This is a genomic window from Xanthomonas sp. NCPPB 2864, from assembly GCF_056675615.1.
The window spans coordinates 111014-137954 of the sequence record NZ_JBWWVS010000001.1; the positions used below are offsets into that span (position 1 = coordinate 111014).

Here is a 26941-nt window from a genome sequence, read left to right on the forward strand (position 1 = left end):
ACGCTCCGATGCGCTACCGCTTTTTGATTGCTGCGTTGCTGTTGTCCGGCATCGCGTGGCTGCAACCCGCAGCGGCGGCCGAGCCGGCGCAGCTGCGTATCGGCTATCAGAAAGCGGTGTCCAGCCTGGTGCTGGCCAAGCAGCATCGGTTGCTGGAGCAGCGCTTTCCGCGCACCAGAATCAGCTGGGTCGAGTTTCCGGCCGGCCCGCAGCTGCTGGAAGCCTTGAACGTGGGCAGCATCGACCTGGGCGGTGCGGGCGATATTCCGCCATTGTTCGCGCAGGCCGCCGGTGCCGATCTGCTGTACGTGGGCTGGGTGCCGCCCACGCCCAAGGCCGAGACCATCCTGGTGCCGGCCAGCAGTACGCTGCGGCGCGTGGCCGACCTCAAGGGCAAGCGGGTGGCCTTCCAGAAGGGTTCCAGCGCGCACAACCTGCTGCTGCGGTTGTTGGCCAAGTCCGGCCTGAGCATGCGCGACATCACGCCGTTGTATCTGTCGCCGGCCAACGCACGTGCGGCATTCGCGGCCGGGCAGGTGGATGCCTGGGCGATCTGGGACCCGTGGTATTCGGCATTGACGCTGGATGGCAGCGCACGCCTGCTCGCCAATGGCGAAGGGCTGGGATTGACCGGCGGGTTCTTTCTGTCCTCGCGGCGTTACGCCACCGCGTGGGGTCCGTTCGTGCAGCAGGTGATGCTGAAGCTCAATCAGGCCGATGGCTTGCTGGAGCGCGACCGCGCCGGCAGCATCAAGGTGCTGGCGCAGGTCAGCGGGCTGTCGCCTGCAGTGGTCGAGCGCACGCTGACGCATCGCCCGCCAGCCAGCGTGCAACCGCTCAGCGCCGAGGTCATCAAGGCGCAGCAGGCCACCGCCGATCTGTTCTACGCGCAGCGCCTGCTGCCCAAGCGCGTGCTGGTGGCGCCGGCGGTATGGCGGGCGCCCGCAGTTGCCGCGGTGCAAGCGGCAGGCAAGCAGGCGGTGGGCAAGTGATGCACGCAAGCCGTACTACACCCGCAAGCAGGAGCGCATGCGCAGGCCAGAACGCGTGCTCAGCACCCGTGAGCGGGCAGGCGCACGCCGTTGTTTCGCTGCATCGCCCAACCAGCAAGGCCGTGCGATGAGTCGCCGCTCGCAGCGTCTAGGCAACGTGCTGGTGCCCTGGCTAGTGCCGCTGGCCTTGCTGGTGGCCTGGCAGGTCGCGGCCTCCGGTGGCTGGTTGCCGCAGCGCATCCTGCCCGCACCGGATGCGGTATTGCGTGCCGCAGTGACGTTGGTGCAAACCGGCGAGTTGTGGCAACACCTGGCCATCAGCAGCTGGCGCGCGGCCGTGGGCCTGGCCATCGGCGGCAGCATCGGGTTTGCGCTGGGCCTGCTCACCGGCGTGTCGCGTATGGCCGAACGCCTGCTCGACAGCACCTTGCAGATGCTGCGCAACGTGCCGCATCTGGCGCTGATTCCGCTGGTGATCCTGTGGTTCGGGATCGACGAGGGCGCCAAGCTGTTCCTGGTGGCGCTGGGCACATTCTTCCCGATCTATCTCAATACCTATCACGGCATCCGCAGCGTGGACCCGGCCTTGATCGAGATGGCGCGCAATTACGGTTTGCGCGGCCCGCAGCTGTTTGTCGATGTGTTGTTGCCCGGCGCATTGCCGTCGATTCTGGTCGGCTTGCGCTTTGCGTTGGGCCTGATGTGGCTGACCCTGATCGTGGCCGAAACCATTTCCGCCAGTTCCGGCATCGGCTATCTGGCTAACAACGCACGCGAGTTTCTGCAGACCGACATCGTGGTGGTGGCCATCGTGCTGTACGCGCTGCTCGGCAAGCTGGCCGATCTGGCCGCACGCGGGCTGGAAGCCTGGTGGCTGGGCTGGCATCCGGCGCAGCAACAGCGTGCGGAGCTGCGCCGGTGAGCGCGGCCGACACCGGCCTGCCGCTGAGCCTGCGCGGCATCGGCAAGCGCTACGGCGACAGCGAGGTCTTGCGTGGCGTCGACCTTGAGATCGCGCCTGGCGCCTGCGTGGCGGTGGTCGGGCGCAGCGGCTGCGGCAAGAGCACCTTGCTGCGCGTGATCGCCGGGCTGGAAGCAGCCGATACCGGCACCGTCGACAGCGGTCATGCAGCGCTGGCAGCGCAGCGCGATGCGGTGCGGCTGATGTTCCAGGACGCGCGGCTGCTGCCGTGGAAGCGCGTGATCGACAACGTGGCGCTGGGCCTGGGGCGTGCCGGGCGTGTGCAGGCACAGGCGGCGCTGGATGCGGTGGGGCTGGGTGCACGCGGTGGCGACTGGCCGGCGGCGCTGTCCGGCGGTCAACGCCAGCGCGTGGCCCTGGCGCGCGCACTGGTACACCGGCCGCGACTGCTGTTGCTGGACGAACCGCTGGGCGCACTGGATGCGTTGACGCGCATCGAGATGCAGCAGCTGATCGTGCAGTTGTGGCGGCAGTACGGCTTCACCCTGGTGCTGGTGACCCACGATGTGGCCGAGGCGAGTGCGCTGGCCGATCGCATCGTGCTGATCGAGCATGGCCAGGTCGGCCTGGACCTGCCGGTGCCGGTGCCGCATCCGCGTGCCCCCGGCGCGCCGGCCCTGGCGGCAATCCAGGCGCAGGTGCTGTCGCGTCTGCTGGGGGCGTCGCACGTGCCGGCGCCAGCGGCTGCGGAGAATCCTGCTGCGGCGCCTGCATCGCAGCCGCTGCGGCGGATCGTGTAACGACGTGTCCGTCGGCCTGGGGTGGTCCAGGTCACTGGGCGAGCCCACACCGCCCAGCCCAGGCGCCGCCGCGTGTGAGCCGGTCCTACTGCCCCGCATCGGCACCTGCGCAGCCGCCAAACCTTGAAACCCCGCACGGCAGCCGCATCTGCACGGTATCGTCGGCGTCGCCGGCCACCAGTTCAGAGGATTATCCCCATGCGGATGGACAAGCTCACCTCGCGGTTCCAGCAGGCGCTGGCCGACGCGCAGTCGCTGGCCGTGGGCCGCGACCACAACATCATCGAGCCGGTGCACGTGCTCGCCGCATTGCTCGACCAGAGTGGCGGCAGCACACGCCCGCTGCTGTCGCAGGCCGGCGTCAACGTGCCGCTGCTGCGCGAGCGGCTGGGCGAGGCGCTGGACACGCTGCCCAAGGTCTCCGGGCAGGAAGGCAACCTGTCGATCGGCAACGATCTCAACCGCCTGCTCAACCAGACCGACAAATTGGCCCAGCAACATGGCGATGCCTTCATCGCCAGCGAGTGGTTCGTGCTGGCCGCCGCCGATGATGCCAGCCCGCTGGGCGTGGCCTTGCGCGCGGCCGGCGGCGACAAGAAGAAGATCGAAGCCGCCATCGACAAGCTGCGCGGCGGCGAGACCGTGCAATCGGAAAATGCCGAGGAACAACGCCAGGCGCTGGAAAAATACACCATCGACCTGACCGCACGTGCGGAGAGCGGCAAGCTCGATCCGGTGATCGGCCGCGACGAAGAAATCCGCCGCACCATTCAGGTGTTGCAGCGGCGCACCAAGAACAACCCGGTGCTGATCGGCGAACCCGGCGTGGGCAAGACCGCCATTGTCGAAGGCCTGGCGCAACGCATCATCAACGGCGAAGTGCCCGAAGGCCTGCGCGGCAAGCGCGTGCTGTCGCTGGACATGGGCGCGCTGATCGCCGGTGCCAAGTTCCGCGGCGAGTTCGAAGAACGGCTGAAGGCGGTGCTCAGCGACCTGTCCAAGAACGAAGGCCAGATCATCCTGTTCATCGACGAGCTGCACACCATGGTCGGCGCCGGCAAGGCCGATGGCGCGATGGACGCCGGCAACATGCTCAAGCCGGCGCTGGCGCGCGGCGAGCTGCATTGTATCGGCGCCACCACGCTGGACGAATACCGCAAGTACATCGAAAAGGACGCGGCGCTGGAGCGGCGCTTCCAGAAGGTGTTCGTGGGCGAACCGACGGTGGAAGACACCATCGCGATCCTGCGCGGGCTGAAGGAACGCTACGCGGTGCATCACGGTGTGGAGATCACCGACCCGGCGATCGTTGCCGCCGCCACCTTGTCCAACCGCTACATCACCGACCGCCAGCTGCCGGACAAGGCGATCGATCTGATGGACGAAGCGGCATCGCGCATCCGCATGGAGATCGACTCCAAGCCGGAGGAACTCGATCGCCTGGAGCGTCGCCTGATCCAGCTCAAGATCCAGCGCGAGATGCTGAAGAAGGAAAAGGACGACGCCTCGCGTCAACGCCTGGCCGATCTGGAAAACGACATCGACAAGCTCGAGCGCGAGTTCTACGACCTCAACGAGTTGTGGAAGTCGGAAAAGGCCGCGCTGCAGGGCACCACCAAGGTCAAGGAGCAGATCGAGCACGCCAAGCTGGAGCTGGAAGCCGCGCAACGGCGCCAGGACTACGCCAAGATGAGCGAGATCCAGTACGGCGTGCTGCCGCAGCTGGAAAAGCAGATGGCGCTGGCCAACGAGGTCGAACATCACGACTTCAAGCTGGTGCAGGACCGCGTGACCGCCGAGGAAATCGCCGAAGTGGTGTCGCGCTGGACCGGTATCCCGGTCAACAAGATGCTTGAGGGCGAACGCGACAAGCTGCTGCGCATGGAAGACGAGCTGCACCAGCGCGTGGTCGGCCAGAACGAGGCCATCAAGGTCGTCTCCGACGCGGTGCGGCGTTCGCGCGCCGGCCTGTCCGATCCCAATCGTCCGAGCGGCTCGTTCCTGTTCCTGGGCCCGACCGGCGTGGGCAAGACCGAGTTGTGCAAGGCGCTGGCGGATTTCCTGTTCGACAGCACCGAGGCGATGATCCGCATCGACATGAGCGAGTTCATGGAGAAGCACTCGGTCTCGCGGTTGATCGGCGCGCCTCCAGGCTATGTGGGCTATGAGGAAGGCGGCTATCTGACCGAGGCGGTGCGGCGGCGCCCGTATTCGCTGATCCTGCTGGACGAGGTGGAAAAGGCGCATGCCGATGTCTTCAACATCCTGCTGCAGGTGCTCGACGACGGCCGCCTGACCGATGGCCAGGGCCGCACGGTGGACTTCCGCAACACTGTCATCGTGATGACCTCCAACCTGGGCTCGCACCAGATCCAGGAGCTGTCCGGCGACGGCAGCGCCGAGGCCTATACGCAGATGAAGGCGGCGGTGATGGGCGTGGTGCAGGCGCATTTCCGCCCGGAGTTCATCAACCGGCTCGACGACATCGTGGTGTTCCACCCGCTGGACAAGGCGCAGATCAAGTCGATCGCGCGCATCCAGTTGCATGGGCTGGAAAAACGCCTGTCCGAGCGCGGCCTCAAGCTGGACCTGGACGATGCCGCGCTGGAATTGCTCGGCAATGTCGGTTTTGATCCGGTGTATGGCGCGCGCCCGCTCAAGCGTGCGATCCAGTCGCAGGTGGAAAACCCGCTGGCCCAGCAGATCCTGTCTGGTCAGTACCTCGGCGGCGACACCGTGCGCGTGCGTGCCGAGGGTGGGCGGCTGGTGTTTGACAAGGGCTGAGTGAGTAAGGATCGTCCCGCAGAATGCGGGACGATCCGCTGACGTCTGGCAACGTGTTCGGATGGTGTTCCGGGGCAAGCAGTCTCCGGGTACTATCGGGCCATAGACCGACGGAAGAAACACAGATGCGCGTGGCTGATCTGATCATCGGTATCGTCATGTGGACAGGCTCGGCAGTTGCAGGCCACGCCGCCCAACCACCGGATTTCGTGGCTGCCGTCGATGCCTATGAAGCAAAGGACTATCCGCGCTGCGCGGAAATTTTAGGTTCGCTGCAACGCGCTTCCATCCCGTTTCCACAAAATGCGCAGCTGCTGCAGGTGGAATGTCTTGCGGCCGCCGGCCGCACCGATGAAGCGTTGCGTTATCTCGATTCGGAGATTCCGCACGGTCGTATCGCTGTCGAAGACCTGCGTGGTAAAGATCGTCCCGGACTCAATCGACTACGCAAGACCGAGGCGTGGCCGGCGTTGTTGGCGAAGGCAGAGCGTCTTGGTGCGCAGCAAAATGCTTTTTTGGATCAAGCGCTGCGACAGGAACTGCTGGCGCGTGTCGAAAAGGACCAGCAGGTCCGTCGCGCCGCGATTGCTGCCGGCGGAAAGCCGGAAGATTGGGCACGCATCGCACCGGTCGATCGGGATAACACCGCATGGTTGAAGCAAGTCGTCGCACGCCAAGGCTGGCCAGGCAATGCACTGGTTGGAGAGGACGGCGCAGAGGCCGCGTGGATACTGGTACAGCATGCCGATGCAGATCCGACGTTTCAGGCGCAGATGTTGCCGTTGCTGGAAGCGGCGCTTTCCCGCAGAGATGTAGCGGCAGACCATGTTGCGTTGCTGACTGATCGCGTGTTGCGTGCACAAGGCAAACCGCAGCGTTACGGAACGCAGTTTGAGACCGAGACAGACGGGCACATGTCGCTGCAACCTACCGAGGACGAAGCGGGACTCGATGCGCGGCGGCGCGCAGTGGGGTTGCCGTCCATTGCCGATTACAAGCGGATGCTGCAAGAGACGTATCACACGCCAGTGCGTTGATCGTCGCGCAGTGGGTACGCAATCGCGTAGTCAAACCGGGCGTCAACGGAACTAACCGCTAGCGATGTCGTCATGGCGTGCTGGCATGAGGTGCGGGCCGGTAGCCAGGTATTGTCGAATGTCCTGTCCGAGCGAGCCGCGCCATGACCGATCCGCAGTGGAAGCCCGAAACCATCGCCGTGCACGGCGGCTATCAGCCCGATCCCACCACGCGGGCGGTGGCGGTGCCGATCTACCAGACCGTCGCCTACGCCTTCGACGATACCCAGCACGGTGCGGACCTGTTCGACCTCAAGGTGCAGGGCAATATCTACAGCCGCATCATGAACCCAACCAATGCCGTGCTGGAGCAGCGCGTGGCTGCGCTGGAAGGCGGCATCGGTGCATTGGCGCTGGCCTCCGGGCAGGCCGCGGTGACCTATGCGATCCAGACCATCGCCGAGGCCGGCGACAACATCGTCTCCTCCAGTGCGTTGTATGGCGGCACCTACAATCTGTTCGCGCACACCTTGCCGCAGTTCGGCATCGGCACGCGCTTTGCCGATTATCGCGATCCGCAGGCGTTTGCCGGCTTGATCGATGAACGTACCAAGGCGGTATTCGTCGAGTCGATCGGCAATCCGCGCGGCAACATCACCGATATCGAGGCCGTGGCCGCGGTGGCGCATGCGCATGGCGTGCCGCTGATCGTGGACAACACCGTGGCCACGCCGTCGCTGCTGCGGCCGATCGACTTCGGCGCCGACATCGTGGTGCACTCGCTGACCAAGTATCTGGGCGGCCATGGCAACAGCATCGGCGGGGCGATCGTGGACAGCGGGCGCTTCCCGTGGGCGGCGCACAAACAGCGGTTTGCACGGCTCAACGAGCCGGACGTGAGCTATCACGGCGTGGTCTACACCGAAGCGCTGGGCGAGGCGGCGTACATCGGCCGTGCGCGCGTGGTGCCGCTGCGCAATACCGGCGCGGCGCTGTCGCCGTTCAACGCATTCCTGATCCTGCAAGGCATCGAAACGCTGCCGTTGCGGATGGAGCGCATCAATGCCAACACGCTGGCGACTGCGACGTATCTGCAGCAGCACCCGCGAGTCGCCTGGGTCAATTACGCCGCGCTGCCGGATCATCCGGAGCATGCGTTGGCGCAGAAGTACCTGGGCGGGCATGGTTCGGGCGTGCTGACCTTCGGCCTGCCCGGCGGACGCGCGGCCGGCGCGCGTTTTCTGGATGCGCTGCAGTTGTTCACACGGTTGGTGAACATCGGCGATGCGAAGTCGCTGGCAACGCATCCGGCATCGACCACGCACCGTCAGCTGGGCCCGGCCGAACTGGAACATGCCGGGGTCAGCGAAGACACGGTGCGGCTGTCGATCGGCATCGAGCACATCGACGATCTGCTGGCGGATCTGGAGCAGGCGCTGCAGGGGGCGTGAGGTTTGATAGCCGTGAACTGAGCAGGAGTGCGGGAAGGGACGAGCTAGCCCCTCTCCTGCGGAGGACGGTTAGCCCCTCTCCCGTCGGGGAGAGGAGGCACAGCTTGCGCGCCATGGGCGCGCGTGCCTTGGAGCGCCCGCGCCGCAAGCGCGGGCCGGGGCGCGGGAGTTGGGGTGAGGGTACGGGTTCTCCAGGCACCGCCAAGTACGCCGTCTGTCTCTGGCTTCGGTCAGGGCGTCAGCGCGGCCGGGGATCGGCTCTTCGGCTCGGCAGACATCCTGTCTGACTCGCCGTCGCGGCACATCCCTGTGCCGCTCTCCGCCAATCCCCGGCCCCGCTGCCGCCTCGGCACGTTGTTGCCGCGACTTCGAAAAGTGCTGAACGCGGTCATGACGAAGTTGCCCGAAGCCCCTCTTCCGTCGGGGAGAGGAGGCACAGCTGGCGCGCCATGGGCGCGCGTGCCTTGGAGCGCCCGCGCCGCAAGCGCGTGCCGTGGCGCGGAGTGGGGCTTAGGGTGAGGGTACGGGGGCGAAGCCCACTCGCATGTGCGAGATGACGCTCGGTGGCAGGCATGCGGCCATGCCGGTAGTCCCGGCATGCTGCTTCCATCCATGGCATGAGGCTTCGCTCCGTACCCTCATCCGGCGCTGCGCGCCACCTTCTCCCGGTGGGAGAAGGGATTGGCCCCCCCGGTGCGTGGAGACGCGTTGCGCCTGGCCGCCTGCCGCAGACCTCGGAAGCGCCTCTGGCCAATCCTGCTACCATGCGCGCCCCTGAGGTGACTGCCGGTTTGCCGGTGGTTTAAACGGGAATCCGGTGCGCGGATCGCCTTGGCGAACTGCAATGCCGGAGCTGCCCCCGCAACGGTGGGCGAGGTCAGATGCCGCAACACGCCACTGTGCAGTCGCATGGGAAGGCGCGGCATCGGAGGCGTAGGCTTCCACTCGCGAGCCCGGAGACCGGCCTGAGGGATTGAACCGGCACGCGGTGGGCGTGGCCTTGATCGTCTGGCGCTGCCGCGTTGGACGGCTGGCCCGTTGCTGCCTGCCGTCCCCATTGCCTCCGCGCGGGTAGGCGCGGCTCCAGGAGCAGCAGTCGATGTCCGTTTCTTCCGTTTTGCCGCGTCGTGCGGTGCTGGCCGTGGGGCTGTCGCTGTGCGTGGCCACCCTGGCCCATGCCGAGGCCGCCCTCGATCTCGACCAGGTCGTGGTCACCGCCTCGCGTACTGCGCAGACCCAGGACCAGACGCTGGCGCCGGTCACCGTGATCGACCGCGCACAGATCGAGCGTCGCCAAGTGAATTCGCTGCAGGACCTGCTGCGTGGCGAAGCCGGGGTGGCGCTGGCCAACAACGGCGGCCCGGGCAAGCCGACCTCGCTGTTCCTGCGCGGCACCGAGTCCGACCAGGTGGTGGTGCTGATCGATGGCGTGCGCATCGGTTCGGCCACCTCGGGCGGAGCGGCGTTGCAGGACCTGCCGATCGAGCAGATCGAGCGCATCGAAATCGTGCGTGGCCCGTTCTCCAGCCTGTACGGTTCCGAGGCGCTGGGCGGGGTGATCCAGATCTTTACCCGGCGCCCGCAAGGCCGCTTCGTGCCCACCTTCAGCGCGGCGGCCGGCAGCGACAATGCGCGCCGCTATAGCGCGGGCCTGGCCGGGCGCAGCGAAGGCGATCTGAGCGAAAGCGGCGGCTGGTATGCGGTCAACGCGGTGCATGACGAAACCGATGGCATCAACGCATATCTGGACACCAGCTCCAGCGACTACGACCCGGATCGCGATGGCTACCGCAACGATTCGCTGAGCATGCAGGGTGGCTGGCGCTTCAATCGCCAGTGGGACGCCGACGTGCATGCCTTGCGCGCGCAAAGCCGCAACGAATACGACGGCTCGGCCTTCGGCGGCAACCTGTCCAAGGGCGTGCAGCAGGCGGTCGGTGGCCGTGTGCGTTACGCGCCTACCGATGCGGTCAAACTCACTGCCAGCGTCGGCAGCAGTTCCGACTTCAGCGATGCGTATTACGACGGTGCCTATCTGTCCACCTATGACACCCGCCGCAAGCAGGGCGCGTTGCAGGCCGATATCGCTGCCGGCGCGGGCCTGTTCACGGTCGGCTTCGACTGGCAGCGTGACGCCATCGCCAGCAGCGACAATTACGATGCCGACAGCCGCATCGACCGCGCCGCATTCGCGCAGTGGCAACAGAGCTTCGGTGCGCAGTCCGTGCAGGCCAGCCTGCGTCGCAACGACAACAGCCAGTTCGGCGGCAAGACCACCGGCAGCCTGCTGTGGGGCTGGGATGTTGCCGAGCATCTGCGCCTGACCGCCAGCTACGGCACCGCGTTCAAGGCACCGACCTTCAACGAGTTGTATTACCCCGATTTCGGCAATCCGTTGCTGGGGCCGGAAACCTCCAAGAGCGCCGAGCTCGGCCTGCGTGGCAGCTACGGCTGGGGCACCTGGACGCTGAGCGCGTTCCAGACCCGCATCGACGATCTGATCGCCTACGACGCGTCGTTGGTGGATGCGGCGCATCCGTTCGGGCAGCCGAACAATATCGATCAGGCGCGCATCCGCGGCGTGGAAGCCGGCTACGACACCGAGCTGGCCGGCTGGACCGTGCGCAGCGCCTTGACCTGGCTGCAGCCGCAGGCCGATGGCGAGGTCAACAACGGCAACTGGTTGCCGCGGCGTGCGCGGCAGAGCGGGCGCATCGATGCGGACCGCAGCTTCGGTGCATTCGGCGTTGGCGCGAGCCTGTTCGGGTCCGGCAAGCGCTTCGACGATCTGGCCAACACCGAGCGCCTGGCCGGTTACGGGTTGCTGGATCTGCGCGTGAGCTATGCCGTGACTGCGGACTGGAAGGTCTCGCTCACCGCCAACAACGTGTTCGATCGCCAGTACGAAACCGCACGCTGGTACGCGCAGCCCGGGCGCAATTATCTGCTGACGTTGCGTTATCAGGCCGCGCAGTAAGCGCGGCTGTTGTGTCGGGCATGCGCACTGTGGGGTGAGCGCGCAACGAAGCGGGGCAGGGCGTCGTGCCGCTGGGCGAACTCACGCCTCGATTTGTCGACAGGCCGGCTGCACCAGGCATTGGCGCTACAGTGCGAGCGTGTGGTGCTGGTGATGGCAGGTTTGCCGATGGTTCTGACGGGAGAGGCGGTGTGACAAGCGATTGGATCCATGGTGCCTGTGCGGTGCCGGACGCGCGCGTGCGCGCGGCTGCGCTGGCGCGGCAGGAGCAACTGACCAAGCCGCACGGCGCGCTGGGCCGGCTGGAACAGCTGGCAGTGCAGCTGGCGGCCTGGCAGCGCAACGAGCACCCCACCGTGCAGCGGGTCTGGATCGCGGTGTATGCCGCCGACCACGGCGTCGCCGCCGAGGGCGTGTCTGCGTTTCCGCAGGCGGTCACTGGCGAGATGGTGCGCAATTTCGCCCGCGGTGGCGCCGCCATTGCGGTGCTGGCACGCGAGCTCGGCGCGCGCCTGGAAGTGGTCAATCTGGGCGTGGTCAACGACCCGGGCGAGTTGCCGCGGGTGCGGCGTGCCTGGATCGCGCCGGCCAGCGCCAACATCTGCGAGCAGCCGGCGATGAGCTCCACCCAGTTGCGCGACGCGCTTGCCGCGGGCGCCGAAAGCGTCGCGCAGGCAAAGAGTTGCGACACGCAGCTGTTTGTCGGCGGCGAAATGGGCATCGGCAACACCACCTCGGCCGCGGCGTTGGGCTGCGCGCTGCTGTCGCAGTTTCCGCAGGCGATGGCCGGCGCCGGCACCGGGCTGGATGCCGAGGGCATCGCCCACAAGGCCACCGTGATCACCCGTGCGCTGGCCCTGCATGCCGATGCTGCGACGCCGCTGGAGCGGTTGCGCCGGCTGGGCGGTTTCGAGATCGCCGCCCTGGTCGGTGCCTACATCGCCGCTGCGCAGGCCGGGATTCCGGTGCTGGTGGATGGCTTCATCAGCACTGCTGCAGCGCTGGTCGCCACCCATCTCAATGGCGGCGTGCGCGAATGGCTGTTGTTCGGGCATCGTTCGCAGGAGCGCGGCCACGCCGCCTTGCTGCGCGCACTGGATGCCGAGCCGTTGCTGCAACTGGACCTGCGCCTGGGCGAGGCCAGCGGCGCAGCGGTGGCGATTCCGCTGCTGCGTCATGCCTGCGCCTTGCACAACGGCATGGCCACCTTTGCCGAAGCCGGCGTGTCCGACGCATGAGTGCGCAGATCAGCCTGCTGCGGCACGGCGACACCGGCCAGCGCAGCGACCGCGGTTAGCTCGACGACCCCCTCACCGCCTTGGGATGGCAGCAATTGCGCGTAGCCACCGCCGCAGGCGAATGGGACGTGGTGGTGTCGTCCAGCTTGCAGCGCTGCGCGGCCTTCGCCACCGAACTGGCCCACGCGCGTGGGGTGCCGCTGCAGCTGAACGCGCGGCTGCGCGAATATCACTTCGCCCGCTGGCAGGGCGTGCCGGTGGCCGAGATCGATCGCGACGAAGGACAAGCGCTCGGCCGCTTCTGGGCCGACCCGCTGCGCTACCCGCCGCCGCAGGCCGAGCCGTTTGCCGATTTCTGCGCGCGCCTGTCTGCCGCACTCGATGCGATCATTGGCGCCCATCCGAACCGACGTGTCTTGGTGGTCACCCACGGCGGTGCGATCCGCGCGCTGCGCTGCATGGTGGCCGGCAACGGATTCGCCCGCATGACCGAGCTGGCGGTGCCGCACGCCTCGCTGCATCCGCTGGCCTGGCCACCGGCCAACGGCGTCGCTGCGGCGCTGCCGTCGGAGCCGTCGGCAGCGCCGCAGTCGGCACGCGACGCCGGATGATCAACGGGCTGCTCGCGGCGATCGGCTTCCTGACCCGCATTCCGGTGCCCGGCGCGGTGTTCGCTCGGCCGGGCGCCCAGGCGCGTTCGTTGCCGTGGTATCCGGCGGTCGGCCTGCTGCTCGGTGCGCTGCTGTGCGGCCTGACAGGGTGCCTGCGCGATGTGGCGCCACTGCTGGGCGCGGCAGTGTTGTTGAGTGCATGGACTTGGCTGACCGGCGCCCTGCACCGGGACGGGTTGGCCGACACGACCGACGCCTGGGTCGGCGGCATGGGCGACCGCGCACGCACGCCGGCGATCATGAAGGACCCCGCCAGCGGCCCGATGGCGGTGACTGCGCTGGTGCTGGTGTTGCTGCTCAAATGCGCCGCATTGGCCAGCCTGCTGGCGCAGGCGCCCACCACGCTATGGCTGGCGCAGCTACTGGCGCGCAGCGCGCTGGTTGCCGCGTTCCTAAGTACGCCGTATGTGCGCGCTGGCGGGCTGGGCAGCGCGCTGTCGGGCGCCCCACGTGCAGGCCTGTGGCTGGCGCTGAGCGCCGGCATCGCGGTGTGCATCGTTGCCGGGCTGGCCACCGCGGCGTTGTGCGTTGGTATCACCGCACTGGTGTTCGCACTCTGGCGCCGCGCCTGCCTGCAGCGCCTTGGCGGCATGACCGGCGATACCTGCGGCGCATTGGTGGAACTGACCGAAACGGCCGTGCTGGTGACGCTGGCGCTGTAGTCGGCTTGAACAGGCAGGCGCTGCAGCTGATGCAATCGTCCTCACGACTGATGCCCCAGCCCGCGCGTCGTCTGCGCCTGCGTAGCGGCCGTGGGCGCTGCGACCAACGGCATCCGTCAGCGTGCGTCATCTGCTGAGTTCTCCGGTGCAGGTGCAACGCCAGCGTCGCTCGTGGCTTCCCGGCACTCAGAGAAGTCCCTCGCTTGGTCTACAAGGCTAACGAGGGCGTTCCGCAACAAGGCTTAGCATTTCCGACGTCGCTGCAGCACAATCGACCTGGAAGCGCCAGGTTCCGGCAGAAGCTTCAAAATTGCGTACTCAAATTTTGAGAACGTCTTGATATCAGTAATATACGTGCGCGGTAGAGCGCGAGTTGGCATAACGGGTAAGGAAGCGCTCATGACACGACAAATCACAAAACTCGTAATCGGCGCGGGCATTATGGCCATCGCAACGCAACTCGGGGCCAGCGAGTTTCTGATCGATATGCAAGGTGCAGTCGGAAAGCGTGTCAACGTCTACGCCAGTGACGCAATTATGGACCACACACCGATCAATGATGATCTCGCAAATCCTGACTCAAACCGTGTCATTCAGATTGATTTGACGATGGTCTATGAAGCGGTCGACCAACCCCTATGGTTGGAATATCAACTTCAGTTCAAATGCCCCAAGTCGATTCGGCGCGGCCGTGGCGCACCCAAGCACAAGGCTGATTCAACCGGCATATTGGACACGCCGGATTCCGTAGAATTCCGGGTGGCCAGCGGCGCAAAGACCATGAAACAGGATCCGGCGATCATTGATCTGCAGCCCACCGATTGGCAAAGCACGACCAGCTACACGATGCGACAGGCATGGAATGTAGCCTGCAACAGTGCCAGCATTGGCGATGCCAAACAAGCTGCGGCGGTCGATCGTGTGGTTAAGTCCGATACATTGCGAGCGAAACTGGCAGCCATCGGCTTGAATGGACTGGAACTGGTCCCCGCCGGACTGTCAATGAGTTCGCTTGCCGATTTTACCTGGGAAACGCTGTGGTCTGACGTGCCGAAGCCTGCGATCAATCGCGGCCGCAAGCTGACGCCAGCAGAATCGGCAGCGCTCACGGCAAAATTGGCCCAAATGCAGCAACAAGTAACCGAAGCGCAGGGGAGGGTACAGGGCAACCTGGCGGCAATGAAGGCCGATATGGACTTTACTCAGATCGCCGCTGAATACCGTGGGAAAAGGCGTTTATCGCGCAGTGAATCGCTCCTGATCCAGGTGTGGCTGGGTAAGACTGAGCAAGAGGTCGTCGCCGCGAACGGCAACCCCGCTGTCCGTCAGGCCGGGATCGCGCGGACGCTCTCTTATGGGCAGGCCTTTGACAATCGCGTCATGTGGCAGAATCTCGTGACCGGCGCGACTTACACTGGCGGCGGCTATAAAAGTTGCAACGTTCGCTATGCGCTGATCCCGGACAGCGCCGGGATGCTGAGGGTTGCCGATGTGAATATCTTCGTTGATTCAAGTGGCGACACAAGCGGGATGGGTCGCGCCTGCGCCGACATCTTGAACGTGCCAAACGGCTGAAATCATGGTCTATTTTCGAGCCGCGCTCATGCAAGCCGAAAGCTGGCGATACGCCAGCTGCAACTGGACAACTTTTGACCGGAACACCTCTTTCCCCTGAAGCTGGATGGCGAGCTCATTACTGTCCGGCTTTTCCTGTACCGATTTCTGTACGTCGATGGTCAGCAACAACGCCCCACTGCTCTGGCCAGGCATGCTCACATGGGCGGCCTGAACATTCTGCGTAGGGTGGTTGGTAGATGACAACGTGATCGGAGCGATCTCGGGCTTTGTCACCGGGGGGATTGCCTCGCTGATGAACCAAAGACTGCCATGACCCTTTCTCGCCATCCCAGCGTCGGCGGGACCGCGAAACGACAAGGTGGAATCTGGCGTGATGAAATTAACCGAGCAGTGGTACCCGGTGTTGACGGGTTCGCGTACCAGCACCCAATTGCCCTCGATCCCCTTGTAGAAGGATTCGCTAAACATCGACTTATCCGGATCCGCGCCCCCGAGCAACTCAGGGGCGATTTGAGCAACGCAGGGGCTAGTCCATGCCATGGTGACTACTAAGCCGATCAGCCAATTCTTCATCTAAAATCGTTCTCCATTCGTTGGTCTTTGACATACGGTTTCGTGCAATTCTTGTCGTGACCCTATGCAAGCGGCTACAAGCCATAGCTTAGCCTTCCAGGATTGCAGTGGGGGTTCTACCCCGTTTTCACGGACACTTACAAGAAGGTCCAGGCCATGATGAGTATTCATGTCAAAGCATAGGAAGTTCAGTGCCGAGTTCAAGCGCGGTGCGGTTGAGCAATGGTTCCGAGCGTGCAGCTTCCAGCATCCGGAACCATTCCTGCGCCTGGCAGGCGGTGAGCGATAGCCACGCCAAATCTTCCGGGAGCAGCTCGCGACCTTCCGGGAGCGGTCAGGCGATCACCGAGGAAATAGAACCGGTCCGAGGGCCGGTCAGATCTATACGATGGTGCGGGTCGAACTCAATCATGCCGCGATCCCATCCTTTTTCGGGGTCTGAGGGCACAGGCAAGAGCCGAGCCATAGGCCAACTGATGGATGGTGCGCCGGCAATTGCTGCCGGCCCGGGGGTAATGCTGCCTGGCGGCAGCTAAAACGCTAGAAAGTTGCAGAAATCGCACTAAACACGACATGTTGCTCGTCACTGACATGCAAGAAGCTGGAATTTGAGAGGTTTGGTGGGTCGTTCAGACCTTCCCTAGGAGAGTTGTCACTGGGCAACAATCCGCTTGGCTAACTTCTACGAAATTTCTGCACAGCTACTTCGAGTCACCTCAGGAAATTGCGGCAACAGCACATCTGCATGTGGGCCTGCTGACCCAGGCCTAAGCTTTGTTCGTCCGCAATCGGTACGTCAATGCCCCTGCGTTAGGAACACCATCTGCGGCGGCGGATGCATCAGGAACTGCTGGTGCGAGATATTCCACGCATACGCACCGGCCAGCGGGAAAGCCAGGCAGTCGCCTGGCGCCAGCGCTGCGACAGGTTGGTTGCGCGCCAGCACGTCCTTGGGCGTGCACAGCTGCCCGACCAGGGTGACCGGGGTGTCGCGCAGCACCGGCGCGTGCCTGCCACGCAACACACGGAACGGATGATCGTGGCCTTGCGCGGCCGGGGTGCGGAAGTGATGGGTGCCGCCGCGGGCGATCGCAAACCACGCGCCGTGGCTGCGCTTGAGGTCCAGCACGTCCATCAGATACCAGCCACAGCTGGCGCTGACATAGCGCCCCGGTTCCAGCCGCAGGCGCAGCGCCTGGCCGTGTGCGCGTAGCAAGGCAGGCAGCCCGGCGCAGAAGCCGGCCCAGTCGAACGACGATTCCGGCGCCAGATAATCCACACCGAAGCCGCCGCCTGCATTCACCCGCAACGGGCCAAGCGCGTAGGTCTGCCGCCACTGCTGCACGGTGCGCAGGTAGGCGGCGATCAGATGCAACTGCGCGCCGGCATCGCGCTGGTGCGACATCAGATGGAAATGGAAGCCTTCCAATCGCAGCGAGGGGCTGGCCCGCAGCCGCTGGATCGCCGCGTCCAGATCGTCCGGGTCCAGGCCGAACGGCGAGGGCTGCCCGCCCATCATCAGGCGCGTGCTCTGCGCACCGGGCACGGCGATATTCATGCGCAGGAACACCGGCACGCAGCGGCCGGCCTGCACCGCGATCGCGGCCAGGCGCTCCAGTTCGCCCAGGCTTTCCACATGCACGGTGCAGTCGGGCAGTGCGACGGCCTGGGCCAGTTCGCCATCGAGCTTGCCAGGGCCGCCGAACAACAACGCAGCCCGGGGTTGTTGCGTGTGCAGCCAGGCCAGTTCGCCGCCGGAGGCCGCCTCGAAGCCATCCACGTGCGGGGCGAGCGTGTGCAGGATCGGTGGCTCCGCATTGGCTTTTGCCGCGTAGAACAGCTCGCAGTCGGCCGGCAGTTGCGCGCGCATCCAGGCCGCATGCGCATCCAGGGCGGCCAGGTCGTAGACGTAGGCGCACAGCGGGCCATCGCTTTGGTCGCGGATGCCCGGCAACGCCTGCATCACGGCGTCCATATCGATGCGCAGGCTCATGCCGCCACCCGCCGTGCCGCTGCGATGCATGGAATCGGATTGGGCAGCGCGGTGTAATCGGATTGGCGATCGGCGCGTTGCCACAGCCGCGTGCCCAGGTTGTTCTTGCCGGGCAGCGGCGCGCCGTCGAGCAGGCCCTGCAGCGCGGCTTGCGTGCCATGGCGCTGTTGCCAGCGTGCGGCCAGCTCGCCCACGCATTGCCACAGGCGCGCCTCCAGCACGGTATCGCCTTCGGTCAGATGGAAGATCGCCTCGGCCAGGTTGTTGACCAGTGCGCAATACGCCACGCGATTCCAGCCCTGTTCCGGCGTGTAGTACAGCGATTGCCGGGCGCGTTCGCCCACGCCCTGCAAGCGCGTGGCGGGCCAGTGATGTGCGAGCAGCTTGGTGCCTTCCAGGTCGCGGATCCATACCCGCGTCGGCCAGCCATCGGCAAAGCCGATCACAGTGTTCTGCAGGTGCGGTTCCAGCGCGATGCCGTGCTGGAACAGGGCACTCCACACCCCGTCCAGCAGCAAGCCGGCATAGGCGCGGAACCACAGCAGCGTGGCGGTGTGGCGATCCATCTGCGCGCCGCCCAGTGCCTGCAGCCTGGACGCACACACGCTGTTGCCCTGCGCATCGCAGGTGAACAACGCGGCGGCCACCTGCGGCTGCCAACGCGCGCGTTGCGCGGCGGGCAGGGTCTGCCGGTACAGGATGCCGAAGCTCTCCGACAGGCCACGCGCCGCCAGCGGATCGGCATCGTGCAAGGCGGGATCGACCTGGGCGACCTCCAGCGAGGTGGCTGCCGGCTCCAGCATCACATCGAAGCCCGGCACCTGCACTGCCAGCGCACGCCAGCTCGGTGCCAGCAGCTCGGTGAGCGCGACCGCACTTTCCAGCTCGTACCAGGCGTTCTTGCGCACGCAGTTGGTCAACCGCACATGCACCGAGCACTTGAGGAAATAGTCCAGTTCCGGGTGATACAGCGTGCGCACTGACGAGGTGGGGCGCAGTTCATCGCCCAGCGTGCCGACAGGCTCGATCAGCCCGCGCGCCTGCAGGGTGCGCAGCAGCGGGTCGTCGAGCAGGCGCTGCGCTTCCCACGGATGACAGGGATACAGCGCGTCGCTGCCGGAGAGTTGCCGCAGGCTGGCACGCACATCGCGGCCCTGCATGCGCAGCAGCCGTGGGTCGATGCGGAACCAGAACAGCTGGAACGCGGCGCGCGCTTCCGGCGCGCAGGCCAACACCTGCGCCAGATCGACGCCTTCGCGGCTCTTGGGCGTGGGATGCAAGGCATGCCCCCACAGCATCGATTGTTCGGCGTCGATCATCGCCTCGCCGGTCGCGGCGGTGCCCTGTGCCTGGCGCAGCAGTGCGGCAGTGATCGCCACGCTGTTGGCGCTTTGCGCGAGCAGTTCCGGGTTGACCGCCTGCGTGCTGCCCAGCGCCTGCAGCAGGCAACGCGCCAAGGCATGCGCGTCCAGGCTCTGCCACGGTTGGCCGGCGCCCTTGAGAAACGGCGTGGAGGCAAAGCGGCAGCGGCCCAGGCGATCGGCATAGGCAATGCGCACGCACAGCGTGCCGGTATCGCCCAGCGCGATCCGCAGCCAGCGCTGCTCGGCCACGCGCGGGCCGGGGCGATCCAGCCCGCGGTAATCGAAGTCCACTGCGCGTTGCGGAATTGCGAACTCGCGCAGGTAGCAGTTCAACCAGCAACTGCAGGCCTGCGCGTCGGCCATGCTGTCGTACCAGGGGTCATGCATCGTGTGCGGCGACATCGGCGGATCTCCTCGAAGGGAAGCGCACCAGAACGGTGAGCGCAGCGGCCGCCGCAGCCAGCGCGGCAGCCAGGAACGGGGTGGCAGGGCCGGCCGCCTGGGCCAGCGCGCCGGCAGCGGCACCGGCGAACACGCCGGCCCATTTGCCGCAGGCATCGAAGCGGCCGAACAGGCGCCCGGCGCCATGCCCGCTGGCGACCAGCGCCAGGCTGCGGTTGAGCCCACGCAGGCCGAACAACATGCCGAACCCGAACAGCAGGCGTGCCGCTGCCAATGCGATGGCGTCGTGCAGCAGCGCCTGCCACAGGCAGGCCAGCGCGAATAGCACCAGGCCGGGCACCAGCCAGGCTTCGCCATCGCCGCGCCGCCACCACGGCAACACCACCAGATAGACCAGGTGCGGCAGGCTGTAGAGCAGGCCGGCCAGCGCGTCGTGGCCGCCGCCGCGCGCCAGCGCATACGGGATGAAGTAGGGGAAGGTCACCACCATCGCGAAGCAGAACAGGAACTGCGCGATCAGCAACGCAGGCCACAGTGCGCTGGCCGGTGCTGACGCCGATGGCGCCGACGCAGCCGCATGCCCGGAGGGCGCGGACTGCGCAGGGGACGAGGTCAGCCGCGGCGCAGGTCGGTCGGCGGGCAGACGCCAGGTCAGCGCGAACGCCAGCAGCGGCAGCAGTGCAAGCGCGCGATACAGCGACTGCGCCGGGCCAAGCGCCACGGCCAGGCCCAGCAACGCGGGCGCGCTGACCATCGCCAGGCGCGCCGAGTACTGCGTCCAGTCGAGCGCACGCGCCAGCGGGCCGGCCTGCGGCTGGCTGGCCAGGTACGCATTGGCCGCCGCCAGCGAGCCGCCGCAGGTGCCTTGCACGATCAGGCCGATCACCAGCCAGCTCAGCGACGGCGCAAAGCCGGCGATCGCAAAGCCCAGCGCCAGCCCCAGCTGCGCACGCAGCAGCGAGCGCTTGCGTCCATAGCGGTCGGCCAGACGCCCCCAGGTGCCGGCCGTCAACGCGGTGCACAGCGTCGGCAACACGTACAGCACGCCGCTCCAGCCAACCGCCGCCGAGGGCGCCAGTTCGGCCAGCACCTGCGGCAGAAACAACGGCATGCCCAGTGCGGTGAAGGCGGCCAGGTAATGCGCGGCCAGCACCGGGCCCAGGATGCGCTTCATCGCTGGGCACCCGCCTGCCGACGCGGCCTGTGCTGCGCGCCAGCGAAGGCGTCGCCGAAGGGATTGGGCGCGCTATCGCCGTAGAACTTGTTGATGTCGCTCGCACCGGTGAGTTGCTTGCTGAGCAGGCTGCCGGCGCTGAGCAGGTATTTCACCGGCAGCCGCGGTGCGGCCAGCAGGCGACGTGCGGGAGCGGTATCGATGCCATCGACATCCAGCTGCGCCAGCGTCAAGGCGAACTGCGTCTGCAACTGCGTGTACAGCGGCGCGCGCAGCGCCGGCTGCCATTCGGCCAGGCCTTCCAGCACCGCCTGCAGATCCAGCTGCAGCACGATGGTGCAGAACATCTGCGCCAGGGCTTGCGGCTGGTCCACCGCGATGCGCGCATCGTGCAGCGGGCCCAACGCGTCCAGATCCGGCAGCTGCGCGCGCAACTGCGGCATCGCGATGCGCGCGGCGTCGTTGTCCTTCATCAGCAGCCGCGTCGCCTGGCCATCGGCGTAGACCAGCACGCTGTTCTGCTGATTGGCTTCCAGCGCGATGCCGTAGCGCAGCCAAAGACGCAGATGCACCGCCAGCATCAGCTCGGTGTACTCGCGCCACCAGCCGAGCAGATCGCCCTGCGCAAAGCGCTCGGCCAGATGGATCGCCATCGGCCGGCCATCGGGCAACCGCGCGCACAGCGCGGCCACCGGTACCAGCGTGGTGGCGTCCAGCGGTGGATAACGCCGCAGCAGATAGGCCAGATGACGGGTCTGTCCCACATGCCCGCCATGCGATTCGTCCACGAACACGCAGCGGCCGCGCAGGGCCGGATCCAGCGCATCGATGCGCCGCAGTGCGCGCTCCAGCGAGTGGCCGTCGTACAGCGTGGAGGGCTTGATCAGGCGCAGATTGAGCGCGCCCAGCGTGCGCATCGGAATCGGCAGCTTGAGATGCAGCTGCGGATGCTGCAGCGGCACCAGCGTGCGGACCGACAGGGTGGGGCGCACCTCCAGCCAGGCCTGCGGCGCCCGCAGTGTGCCTGGCGGCAGTGCAAACCCGTCCTGCTCCAGCCGCGCCCACACCAGCGGATGCACCGGCCAGGCGACATGCGTGTCGGCCACCGCAGGCGGCAGGCCCAGCGTGGCGAAGTCCGGCCACAACTCGGCCGGCGTAGCGCTGGTGCAGCTGACCTGCGCACGCGGAACCGCCAGCCAGCGCAGCGTAAAGGTGGGCGCGAATTCCGGTGCGTAATCGCGCAGTTCCGAGGCATCCAGCCCGGCCTTGGCACGTGCGGTGGGATAGAACGGATGATCGCGATAGCTGGCCAGTTGATCGCAGCGGTATGCACGCTCGGCCGCATCTGCATGCTGCAAGGCGTTGAGCAGCGCAGGTGCCTGCGCGTCGTAGGCCTGGCGCGCCAGGCCCAGGTGGGCGGCAGCGCACTCGGCTTCTTCGGCGTAGGCGCGATGCAGCTGTTGCGTCTCGCTGTCCAGCTGCGCGCTCATGCGTTGCAGCCAGGCCTGCGCACCGCGTTCGACATGCGCGCCATGGGCGCCCTGCACGATCCAGCTGTCGCCGCAGGCGCTGATGTCCTGCAGATAGCCCTGCCGATGGATCGGCAACCACAGCGTGCCGTCGGGCAGATGCGCGATGCGCCACCAGCCCTCCACCGGGCTGGGGTCGGTCCATGCCGCCAGTACGCCTGCCTCGGGTATTGCGGCGCTGCCGCGGGTGGCGATGCCGCGCAGGTCCTCGCGCAGGCAGGCATCGATGATGCGGGTGGCGATATAGCGTTGGTCGGCGGCACTGCTCATGCGCGCAGCTCCGCGCCATCGATCCGCCACTGCAGCCCCGCTTCGGCATGCACCACCGCCTGTTGCAGCGCCTGTGCATCGCTGGCCACCGCGCTCAGCACACCCAGGTAATCCTTGTTGGAATGGCTCAGGCGGATGCGTTCACCGGGCGCGCGCATGCGCCGGTACTGCACATCGCTGTGCGCATCGTGGTGGCGGCGATCTTCGCTGGCGGTCACCAGCTCGCCGTCCTGCGCGGCGACGTAGTAACGCAGCAAGGCATGGGCGCGATCGCAGCGCAGCTGCGGCAGCGGCAGGCCCAGATGCGGCGCCAGCGCGGCGGTGAACCACTGCCCGCCGAACATGTCGTCGAGCAGGAACTCGCGGCGGTCGCCGATGCTGCGGTAGTTGATCTCCACCAGCACCGGGCCGTCGCTGGTGAGGATGAATTCGCTATGGCACAGCCCGAAGCCGACCCCGAAGCTGCGCAGCTGTTGCAGCGCCTGCGCAATCACCGGCGTGTCCACGCGGGCATCCCACTGCGCCTCGCATTCCACGAAGTGCGGCGGTGGCGACAAGCGCACCTTGAAGCCGCCCAGCGCCTGCAACGTATGGCCGTCGCCCAGCGTTTCCAGCGTAAACAGCTCCCCTTCCAGCATGCCTTCCAGCAGCACGGTGCGCTGCGGATGGCGCTGCCACACATCGTCCAGATAGGCCTGCAACTGCGCGGCATCTGCACAATGGCGCACGTCCAGACTGGCCACGCCCTCGCGCGGTTTGGCCACCACCGGCCACGGAATGTCGGCCGGCAATGCGGCGCCCGGCGCCAGCGTGCAGAACCACGGCGATGGCAGCCCACGCGCACGCAGGCGCTGACGCATCGCCGCCTTGTTCTTGGCCGCGTAGCAGACCTGCCAGTCCTTGCCGGGCAGGCCGAGACCCGCTGCGACCAGCGCGGTGCTGGTCTGCAGATGATCGCTGTTGCTGAACACCGCGCGCGGCGACACATCGGCGTCGTGCAGTACATCCAGCACGCCGAGCGGATTGAACACATCGCATTCGATCACCCGTTGCGGTGCATGCGCCGGATGCTCGCGGAAATGGCTGAGGTGATCGAGTCGGTGGTCGGTCAGCAGCCACACCGGCAGGCCGAGCGCATGCGCGGCCGGAAGAAACCCTTCGGTGATGGCCGGATGGCAGACATGGGTGAGGATCACCAACGGTGCAGCGGATGTCGCAGTCATGGCAGCTCTCGTTCAACAGGACGGTGGAAAAAACCGGTACTGAAACGGGCTGCCTGGCGCCGCAGGGGCGTTGGGTGGCCTGCGATACGGTGATCGCATGCCGCATGCTGCGGCAGGGAGACGTGCGTCATGCACGCCGTGTTGTCTGCGGCGCCCGCCAGCGCGAGCGCCGTTGCCGTCAGCCGACCGACGCCCCTGTACGTCGGTTGCTACGGCATGTGCCGGGTGGGAGGCCTAAAACGTGTACTCCAGCCCGGCGGTGACGGTGCGTGACGGTGCGGCCTGGCGGCCCCACGGGCTGGTATCCACACCGCGGAACCAGTACTGCCGATCGAACAGATTGTTGATCGCCAGCGACGCGCTGAATTTTTGTCCATCGCGTTCGAACAGGGTATGGCTCACCTGCGTGTTCCATACCCAGTACGACGGCAACTCGCCGACCGAGGCGATCGCGTTCTCCTGCACGGTGTTTGCCGCATCGCTGTAGGCCTTGCTGAAGTAGTAGCTCGACAGTGCGACAGTGGTGTGACCGAGCGTGTAGTTGCCACCCAGGGTGATCTGGTTGCGCGAGGTGTAGGGCACGCGCAGTCCACGGAATGCGCCCGATTCCTGGCTGGCATCCAGATATGCATAACCGGCGTTGAGGGTGAGCGCGCGCAGGTTTTCCGGGCTCCATTGCAGTTCCAGCTCGCCGCCTTGATGGCGGGTCTTGCCGAGGTTGCGGAACACGCGCGTGGTGTTGTCCAACTGGATCTGCTGATCGAAATCGATCAGATAGGCACCGAGTTGGATGCGGGTGCGGTCGTTGGGCTGGTAACGCGTGCCGGCTTCGTAATTCCATGCCAGTTCGGCATCCAGGTTGTTGCCGAAGATGATCTGGGTGACCTGCGGCGCACGCAGCGAGCGCTGCCCGTCCGCATAGAAGAACCAGTGTGCGTTGGCCTGGAAACCAATCGTCAACCCCGGCAATACATCGCGGGTCTGGTTGAGCGTACGCAGGCCGGTGGCGCGATTGAAATAGCGCGAATCCAGCCGCTCGTAGCGCAGGCCCGGGGTGATGGTCAGGCGTTCGTCGGGCAGGGTGATCGCATTGCTGACGTAGGCGGCCAGGGCGCGGTCTTCGAACTGCCAGTCACGCACGCTGGTGAACAGGCCATCGCGCAGGCGCAGATTGCCGACCAAAAAATCGATGTCCTCGTGCACCGCACGCACGCCGGCGGTCCACTGCTGACGCACGCCGCCGGCATTCCCCATGCTCCAGCTCAGCCGCGGCTCGCTGCCGACCACGCGGAAGTCGCGCGGTGCGGTCTGGCGCAGTTGCGGCGGCAGGTCCGAACGCCAGGTTTCGGTGGCGGCCTGGCGCATGCCGACGATGAAGTTGCGGCTGCTGCGCGCGCTGAAGTTGGTCCAGGACAATCGAACATCTTTCAGCGGGCCCCAGTCTCCGAACAACTGCTCGTAGCTCAACGACGCGCGCGTGGTACGCCCATTGAAGCTGTCCAGCGGGCGCGTGGACTGGCGCGGGTCGCGCCGGTAATCGTCCGGGCTGAGCGCGCCGGCCAGATCCATGTCGACCAGATAGCGTTGCACGCTGGCCTTGAGCAACTTGGTGTCGTCCAGCCACCACTCCGCACGCACGCGCAGATTGCTGATGTCGGTATCGCTGTGCGCGCGCCAGTACTCGCCGTAAGTGCGATTGGCATCGACCTGCAGGCCGAGGTTGTCGGTGAGGTAGCCGCCGCTGCTGAGCGCGCTGTCCTGCAGGAACTGGCCCTGGCCGCCGGCGGTGACCTTGTGCGCCAGCGTGGTACTCCACTCGCTGGGGATCTCCTTGCTGACCAGATTGATCACCCCGCCGACGTTGTTCGGCCCGTATTGCACGGCCGCGCCACCGCGCACGATATCGATGCGGTCGATCTGGTTCAGTCCCACCGGAAACAACGAAAGGCTGGTCTGCCCGTACGGCGCCAGTGCCAGCGGAATGCCGTCTTCCAGCACCTGCACGCGGCCGCTGCGGCTTTCGTACAGGCCGCGCAGCATCAGCTGCGGCAACGCCCCGGTGCCGGTCTCGTCGAAGATCTTGATGCCCGGCACGCGCTGCAGGGCATCGTCCAGCGAGCGGTTGCCGCCATTGCGCAGTTGCTCGCGGTCGATCACCTGGCGGCTGCCGGCATAGCGCTGCACGTCGTCGGGCCTGGAACGCCCGAGCAGGCTGCCTTGCACCTGGATCGTGTCCAGCGCACGGATCGGCGTCTGCGCATCGGTGGCTGCCGCATCCGGTGACTCGGTGGCGAACACCAACGGCGGCAGGGCCCAGGTGGCCGCAGCGATGGCGATGGTCAGGGCGTGGAAACGGAACGTCGACATCTACGGCGTGCTCCTGCAGGCGGGTGGTGGAGTGGGTGCGGCGAAGCTGGCCAGGTGGCCGCGCAGTGCGCGTTGAATCAGCGCGCGGTCTTCGCCGGCCAGCAGCCAGCGCAGGTCAGGCTGTTGCAGCCAGTGCGCGCGTTGCGCGTCGGTGCGCGGATTGGGGCAGAACGGCACGTTGGCCGCAACGCAATGCGCATGCAATTGCAGCAGCAGCTCCCACACCTGTGGATGGGTCGGTTGTGGGCCCAGGCCCAGATCCAGCGCAAGATCCAGCGCGCCTTCCATCACCAGCGCCACGCCGGGCAGCGCCAGCAGCTCGGGCACTGCCGCAATGCCGGCGGCACTTTCGATCATCGGCACGATGCGGATATTGCGATTGGCCTGCGCGATATACGTGGGCAGGTCGACATTGCCGAAACCGGTGACGCGCCCGCCGGTGATGCCGCGCCGGCCCAGTGGCGGAAACCGTGCCGCGGCGATGGCATCGGCCAGTTGCGCGGCCGATTCGGCGCGTGGAATCACGATCCCGCGCGCGCCGGCATCCAGCACGCGGCCGATCAGTTTTTCGTCCACCTCCGGCACGCGCACCCAAGCCTCGCAGCCGGACAGCTCGCAGGCGCGGATGGCGTGTTCCAGTTCGTCCGGCGCGCGCAGCACATGTTCCAGGTCGAGCACCACAAAGCCGTAGCCGATGCGGCCCAGCAGCTCGCACAACTGCACGCTTGGCACTGCGTTGAGAACGCCAACCGCAAACGTCATGGATGAGGCCGCCAAGGAAACGGGCGCTCATCCTGCTCCGGATGGGAATGATTATCAAGTGGATTTGGTGGGCATTTTTCGGTGCCCTGGTCGCAGTTCGATCAATGCACGGCTGCAAGCCGTTTCGCACTGAACCACCTGCAGGCAACAAAAAACCCGCAGGCGCCGCCGGCGGGTTTTCGTGTCGTGCAGC

At 66.3% G+C, this 26941-nt stretch carries 18 protein-coding genes, 2 pseudogenes and 1 riboswitch; of the genes and pseudogenes, 12 read left to right on the plus strand and 8 right to left on the minus strand.

What is annotated here, in order from left to right; genetic code table 11:
- Window positions 1–8: 8 nt before the first annotated feature.
- The 12 genes and pseudogenes from AC1KVE_RS00405 (at window position 9) to AC1KVE_RS00460 (ending at window position 15088) form a co-directional block, all read left to right on the plus strand.
- Window positions 9–992, plus strand: coding sequence for an aliphatic sulfonate ABC transporter substrate-binding protein (locus AC1KVE_RS00405; RefSeq protein ID WP_481092046.1), 984 nt, complete (start codon window positions 9–11; stop codon window positions 990–992).
- A gap of 127 nt (window positions 993–1119) precedes the next feature.
- Complete coding sequence (gene ssuC, locus AC1KVE_RS00410) at window positions 1120–1914, plus strand: aliphatic sulfonate ABC transporter permease SsuC (protein ID WP_481092045.1); 795 nt, start codon at window positions 1120–1122, stop codon at window positions 1912–1914.
- Window positions 1911–2714 carry an ATP-binding cassette domain-containing protein gene (locus tag AC1KVE_RS00415; protein ID WP_481092044.1) on the plus strand — a complete coding sequence of 268 codons (804 nt, stop codon included), beginning with the start codon at window positions 1911–1913 and terminating at the stop codon, window positions 2712–2714. The genes ssuC and AC1KVE_RS00415 overlap by 4 nt, the downstream gene beginning before the upstream one ends.
- A gap of 198 nt (window positions 2715–2912) precedes the next feature.
- A complete protein-coding gene (clpB, locus tag AC1KVE_RS00420) occupies window positions 2913–5498 on the plus strand; it encodes an ATP-dependent chaperone ClpB (protein WP_226427330.1) in 2586 nt (861 codons plus the stop codon).
- Between the two features lie 125 nt (window positions 5499–5623).
- Entirely contained in the window at window positions 5624–6535 is a 912-nt protein-coding gene (locus tag AC1KVE_RS00425) for a DUF6624 domain-containing protein (protein ID WP_481092043.1), read from the plus strand.
- Between the two features lie 143 nt (window positions 6536–6678).
- Complete coding sequence (locus AC1KVE_RS00430) at window positions 6679–7965, plus strand: O-acetylhomoserine aminocarboxypropyltransferase/cysteine synthase family protein (protein WP_184613220.1); 1287 nt, start codon at window positions 6679–6681, stop codon at window positions 7963–7965.
- 760 nt (window positions 7966–8725) lie between these two features.
- Window positions 8726–8948: riboswitch (cobalamin riboswitch) on the plus strand.
- A 116-nt stretch (window positions 8949–9064) separates the two neighbouring features.
- Complete coding sequence (btuB, locus tag AC1KVE_RS00435; RefSeq protein ID WP_481092042.1) at window positions 9065–10942, plus strand: TonB-dependent vitamin B12 receptor; 1878 nt, start codon at window positions 9065–9067, stop codon at window positions 10940–10942.
- Between the two features lie 44 nt (window positions 10943–10986).
- A pseudogene (locus AC1KVE_RS00440) lies at window positions 10987–11137 on the plus strand (bifunctional adenosylcobinamide kinase/adenosylcobinamide-phosphate guanylyltransferase); the annotation flags it as partial.
- The gene (gene cobT / locus AC1KVE_RS00445; RefSeq protein ID WP_024940845.1) at window positions 11134–12180 is read left to right on the plus strand and encodes a nicotinate-nucleotide--dimethylbenzimidazole phosphoribosyltransferase; all 1047 of its coding nucleotides are present in this window, start codon (window positions 11134–11136) and stop codon (window positions 12178–12180) included. The pseudogene AC1KVE_RS00440 and the gene cobT, both read left to right, overlap by 4 nt.
- Window positions 12177–12791 (plus strand): annotated as a pseudogene (locus tag AC1KVE_RS00450) (histidine phosphatase family protein). Before cobT ends, AC1KVE_RS00450 begins: the two are co-directional and overlap by 4 nt.
- Entirely contained in the window at window positions 12788–13513 is a 726-nt protein-coding gene (locus AC1KVE_RS00455) for an adenosylcobinamide-GDP ribazoletransferase (RefSeq protein ID WP_481092041.1), read from the plus strand. Before AC1KVE_RS00450 ends, AC1KVE_RS00455 begins: the two are co-directional and overlap by 4 nt.
- A gap of 438 nt (window positions 13514–13951) precedes the next feature.
- On the plus strand, window positions 13952–15088 hold the full coding sequence (locus tag AC1KVE_RS00460) for a hypothetical protein (protein WP_104576491.1): 1137 nt from the start codon (window positions 13952–13954) through the stop codon (window positions 15086–15088).
- 9 nt (window positions 15089–15097) lie between these two features.
- Here the strand turns inward: AC1KVE_RS00460 and AC1KVE_RS00465 are convergent, their stop codons facing one another.
- The 8 genes from AC1KVE_RS00465 to AC1KVE_RS00500 form a co-directional block, all read right to left on the minus strand.
- On the minus strand, window positions 15098–15664 hold the full coding sequence (locus AC1KVE_RS00465) for a hypothetical protein (protein ID WP_481092040.1): 567 nt from the start codon (window positions 15662–15664) through the stop codon (window positions 15098–15100).
- 796 nt (window positions 15665–16460) lie between these two features.
- A complete protein-coding gene (locus AC1KVE_RS00470) occupies window positions 16461–17657 on the minus strand; it encodes a type III PLP-dependent enzyme (RefSeq protein WP_481092039.1) in 1197 nt (398 codons plus the stop codon).
- Entirely contained in the window at window positions 17654–19423 is a 1770-nt protein-coding gene (locus AC1KVE_RS00475; RefSeq protein WP_481092038.1) for an IucA/IucC family protein, read from the minus strand. The genes AC1KVE_RS00470 and AC1KVE_RS00475 overlap by 4 nt, the downstream gene beginning before the upstream one ends.
- Window positions 19401–20597 carry an MFS transporter gene (locus AC1KVE_RS00480; RefSeq protein WP_481092037.1) on the minus strand — a complete coding sequence of 399 codons (1197 nt, stop codon included), beginning with the start codon at window positions 20595–20597 and terminating at the stop codon, window positions 19401–19403. Before AC1KVE_RS00480 ends, AC1KVE_RS00475 begins: the two co-directional genes overlap by 23 nt.
- Window positions 20594–22396, minus strand: a complete 1803-nt coding sequence (locus AC1KVE_RS00485) for an IucA/IucC family protein (protein WP_481092036.1) — start codon at window positions 22394–22396, stop codon at window positions 20594–20596. Before AC1KVE_RS00485 ends, AC1KVE_RS00480 begins: the two co-directional genes overlap by 4 nt.
- On the minus strand, window positions 22393–23619 hold the full coding sequence (locus tag AC1KVE_RS00490; protein ID WP_481092035.1) for an ATP-grasp domain-containing protein: 1227 nt from the start codon (window positions 23617–23619) through the stop codon (window positions 22393–22395). Before AC1KVE_RS00490 ends, AC1KVE_RS00485 begins: the two co-directional genes overlap by 4 nt.
- 234 nt (window positions 23620–23853) lie before the next feature.
- Window positions 23854–25986: a TonB-dependent receptor family protein gene (locus tag AC1KVE_RS00495; RefSeq protein WP_481092034.1), complete on the minus strand. Its 2133-nt coding sequence runs from the start codon at window positions 25984–25986 to the stop codon at window positions 23854–23856.
- On the minus strand, window positions 25987–26748 hold the full coding sequence (locus tag AC1KVE_RS00500; RefSeq protein WP_184613231.1) for an HpcH/HpaI aldolase family protein: 762 nt from the start codon (window positions 26746–26748) through the stop codon (window positions 25987–25989).
- Window positions 26749–26941: the final 193 nt, after the last annotated feature.

Bases quoted from the DNA above. Each gene is read 5' to 3' on its own strand.
- ssuC (WP_481092045.1), top strand. From the start codon at position 1,120: ATGAGTCGCCGCTCGCAGCGTCTAGGCAACGTGCTGGTGCCCTGGCTA.
- AC1KVE_RS00430 (WP_184613220.1), top strand. From the start codon at position 6,679: ATGACCGATCCGCAGTGGAAGCCCGAAACCATCGCCGTGCACGGCGGC.
- AC1KVE_RS00480 (WP_481092037.1), bottom strand. From the start codon at position 20,597: ATGAAGCGCATCCTGGGCCCGGTGCTGGCCGCGCATTACCTGGCCGCC.
- clpB (WP_226427330.1), top strand. From the start codon at position 2,913: ATGCGGATGGACAAGCTCACCTCGCGGTTCCAGCAGGCGCTGGCCGAC.
- btuB (WP_481092042.1), top strand. From the start codon at position 9,065: ATGTCCGTTTCTTCCGTTTTGCCGCGTCGTGCGGTGCTGGCCGTGGGG.
- AC1KVE_RS00465 (WP_481092040.1), bottom strand. From the start codon at position 15,664: ATGAAGAATTGGCTGATCGGCTTAGTAGTCACCATGGCATGGACTAGC.
- AC1KVE_RS00500 (WP_184613231.1), bottom strand. From the start codon at position 26,748: ATGACGTTTGCGGTTGGCGTTCTCAACGCAGTGCCAAGCGTGCAGTTG.
- AC1KVE_RS00405 (WP_481092046.1), top strand. From the start codon at position 9: ATGCGCTACCGCTTTTTGATTGCTGCGTTGCTGTTGTCCGGCATCGCG.
- AC1KVE_RS00490 (WP_481092035.1), bottom strand. From the start codon at position 23,619: ATGACTGCGACATCCGCTGCACCGTTGGTGATCCTCACCCATGTCTGC.
- AC1KVE_RS00485 (WP_481092036.1), bottom strand. From the start codon at position 22,396: ATGAGCAGTGCCGCCGACCAACGCTATATCGCCACCCGCATCATCGAT.
- AC1KVE_RS00475 (WP_481092038.1), bottom strand. From the start codon at position 19,423: ATGTCGCCGCACACGATGCATGACCCCTGGTACGACAGCATGGCCGAC.
- AC1KVE_RS00470 (WP_481092039.1), bottom strand. From the start codon at position 17,657: ATGAGCCTGCGCATCGATATGGACGCCGTGATGCAGGCGTTGCCGGGC.
- AC1KVE_RS00495 (WP_481092034.1), bottom strand. From the start codon at position 25,986: ATGTCGACGTTCCGTTTCCACGCCCTGACCATCGCCATCGCTGCGGCC.
- AC1KVE_RS00425 (WP_481092043.1), top strand. From the start codon at position 5,624: ATGCGCGTGGCTGATCTGATCATCGGTATCGTCATGTGGACAGGCTCG.
- AC1KVE_RS00455 (WP_481092041.1), top strand. From the start codon at position 12,788: ATGATCAACGGGCTGCTCGCGGCGATCGGCTTCCTGACCCGCATTCCG.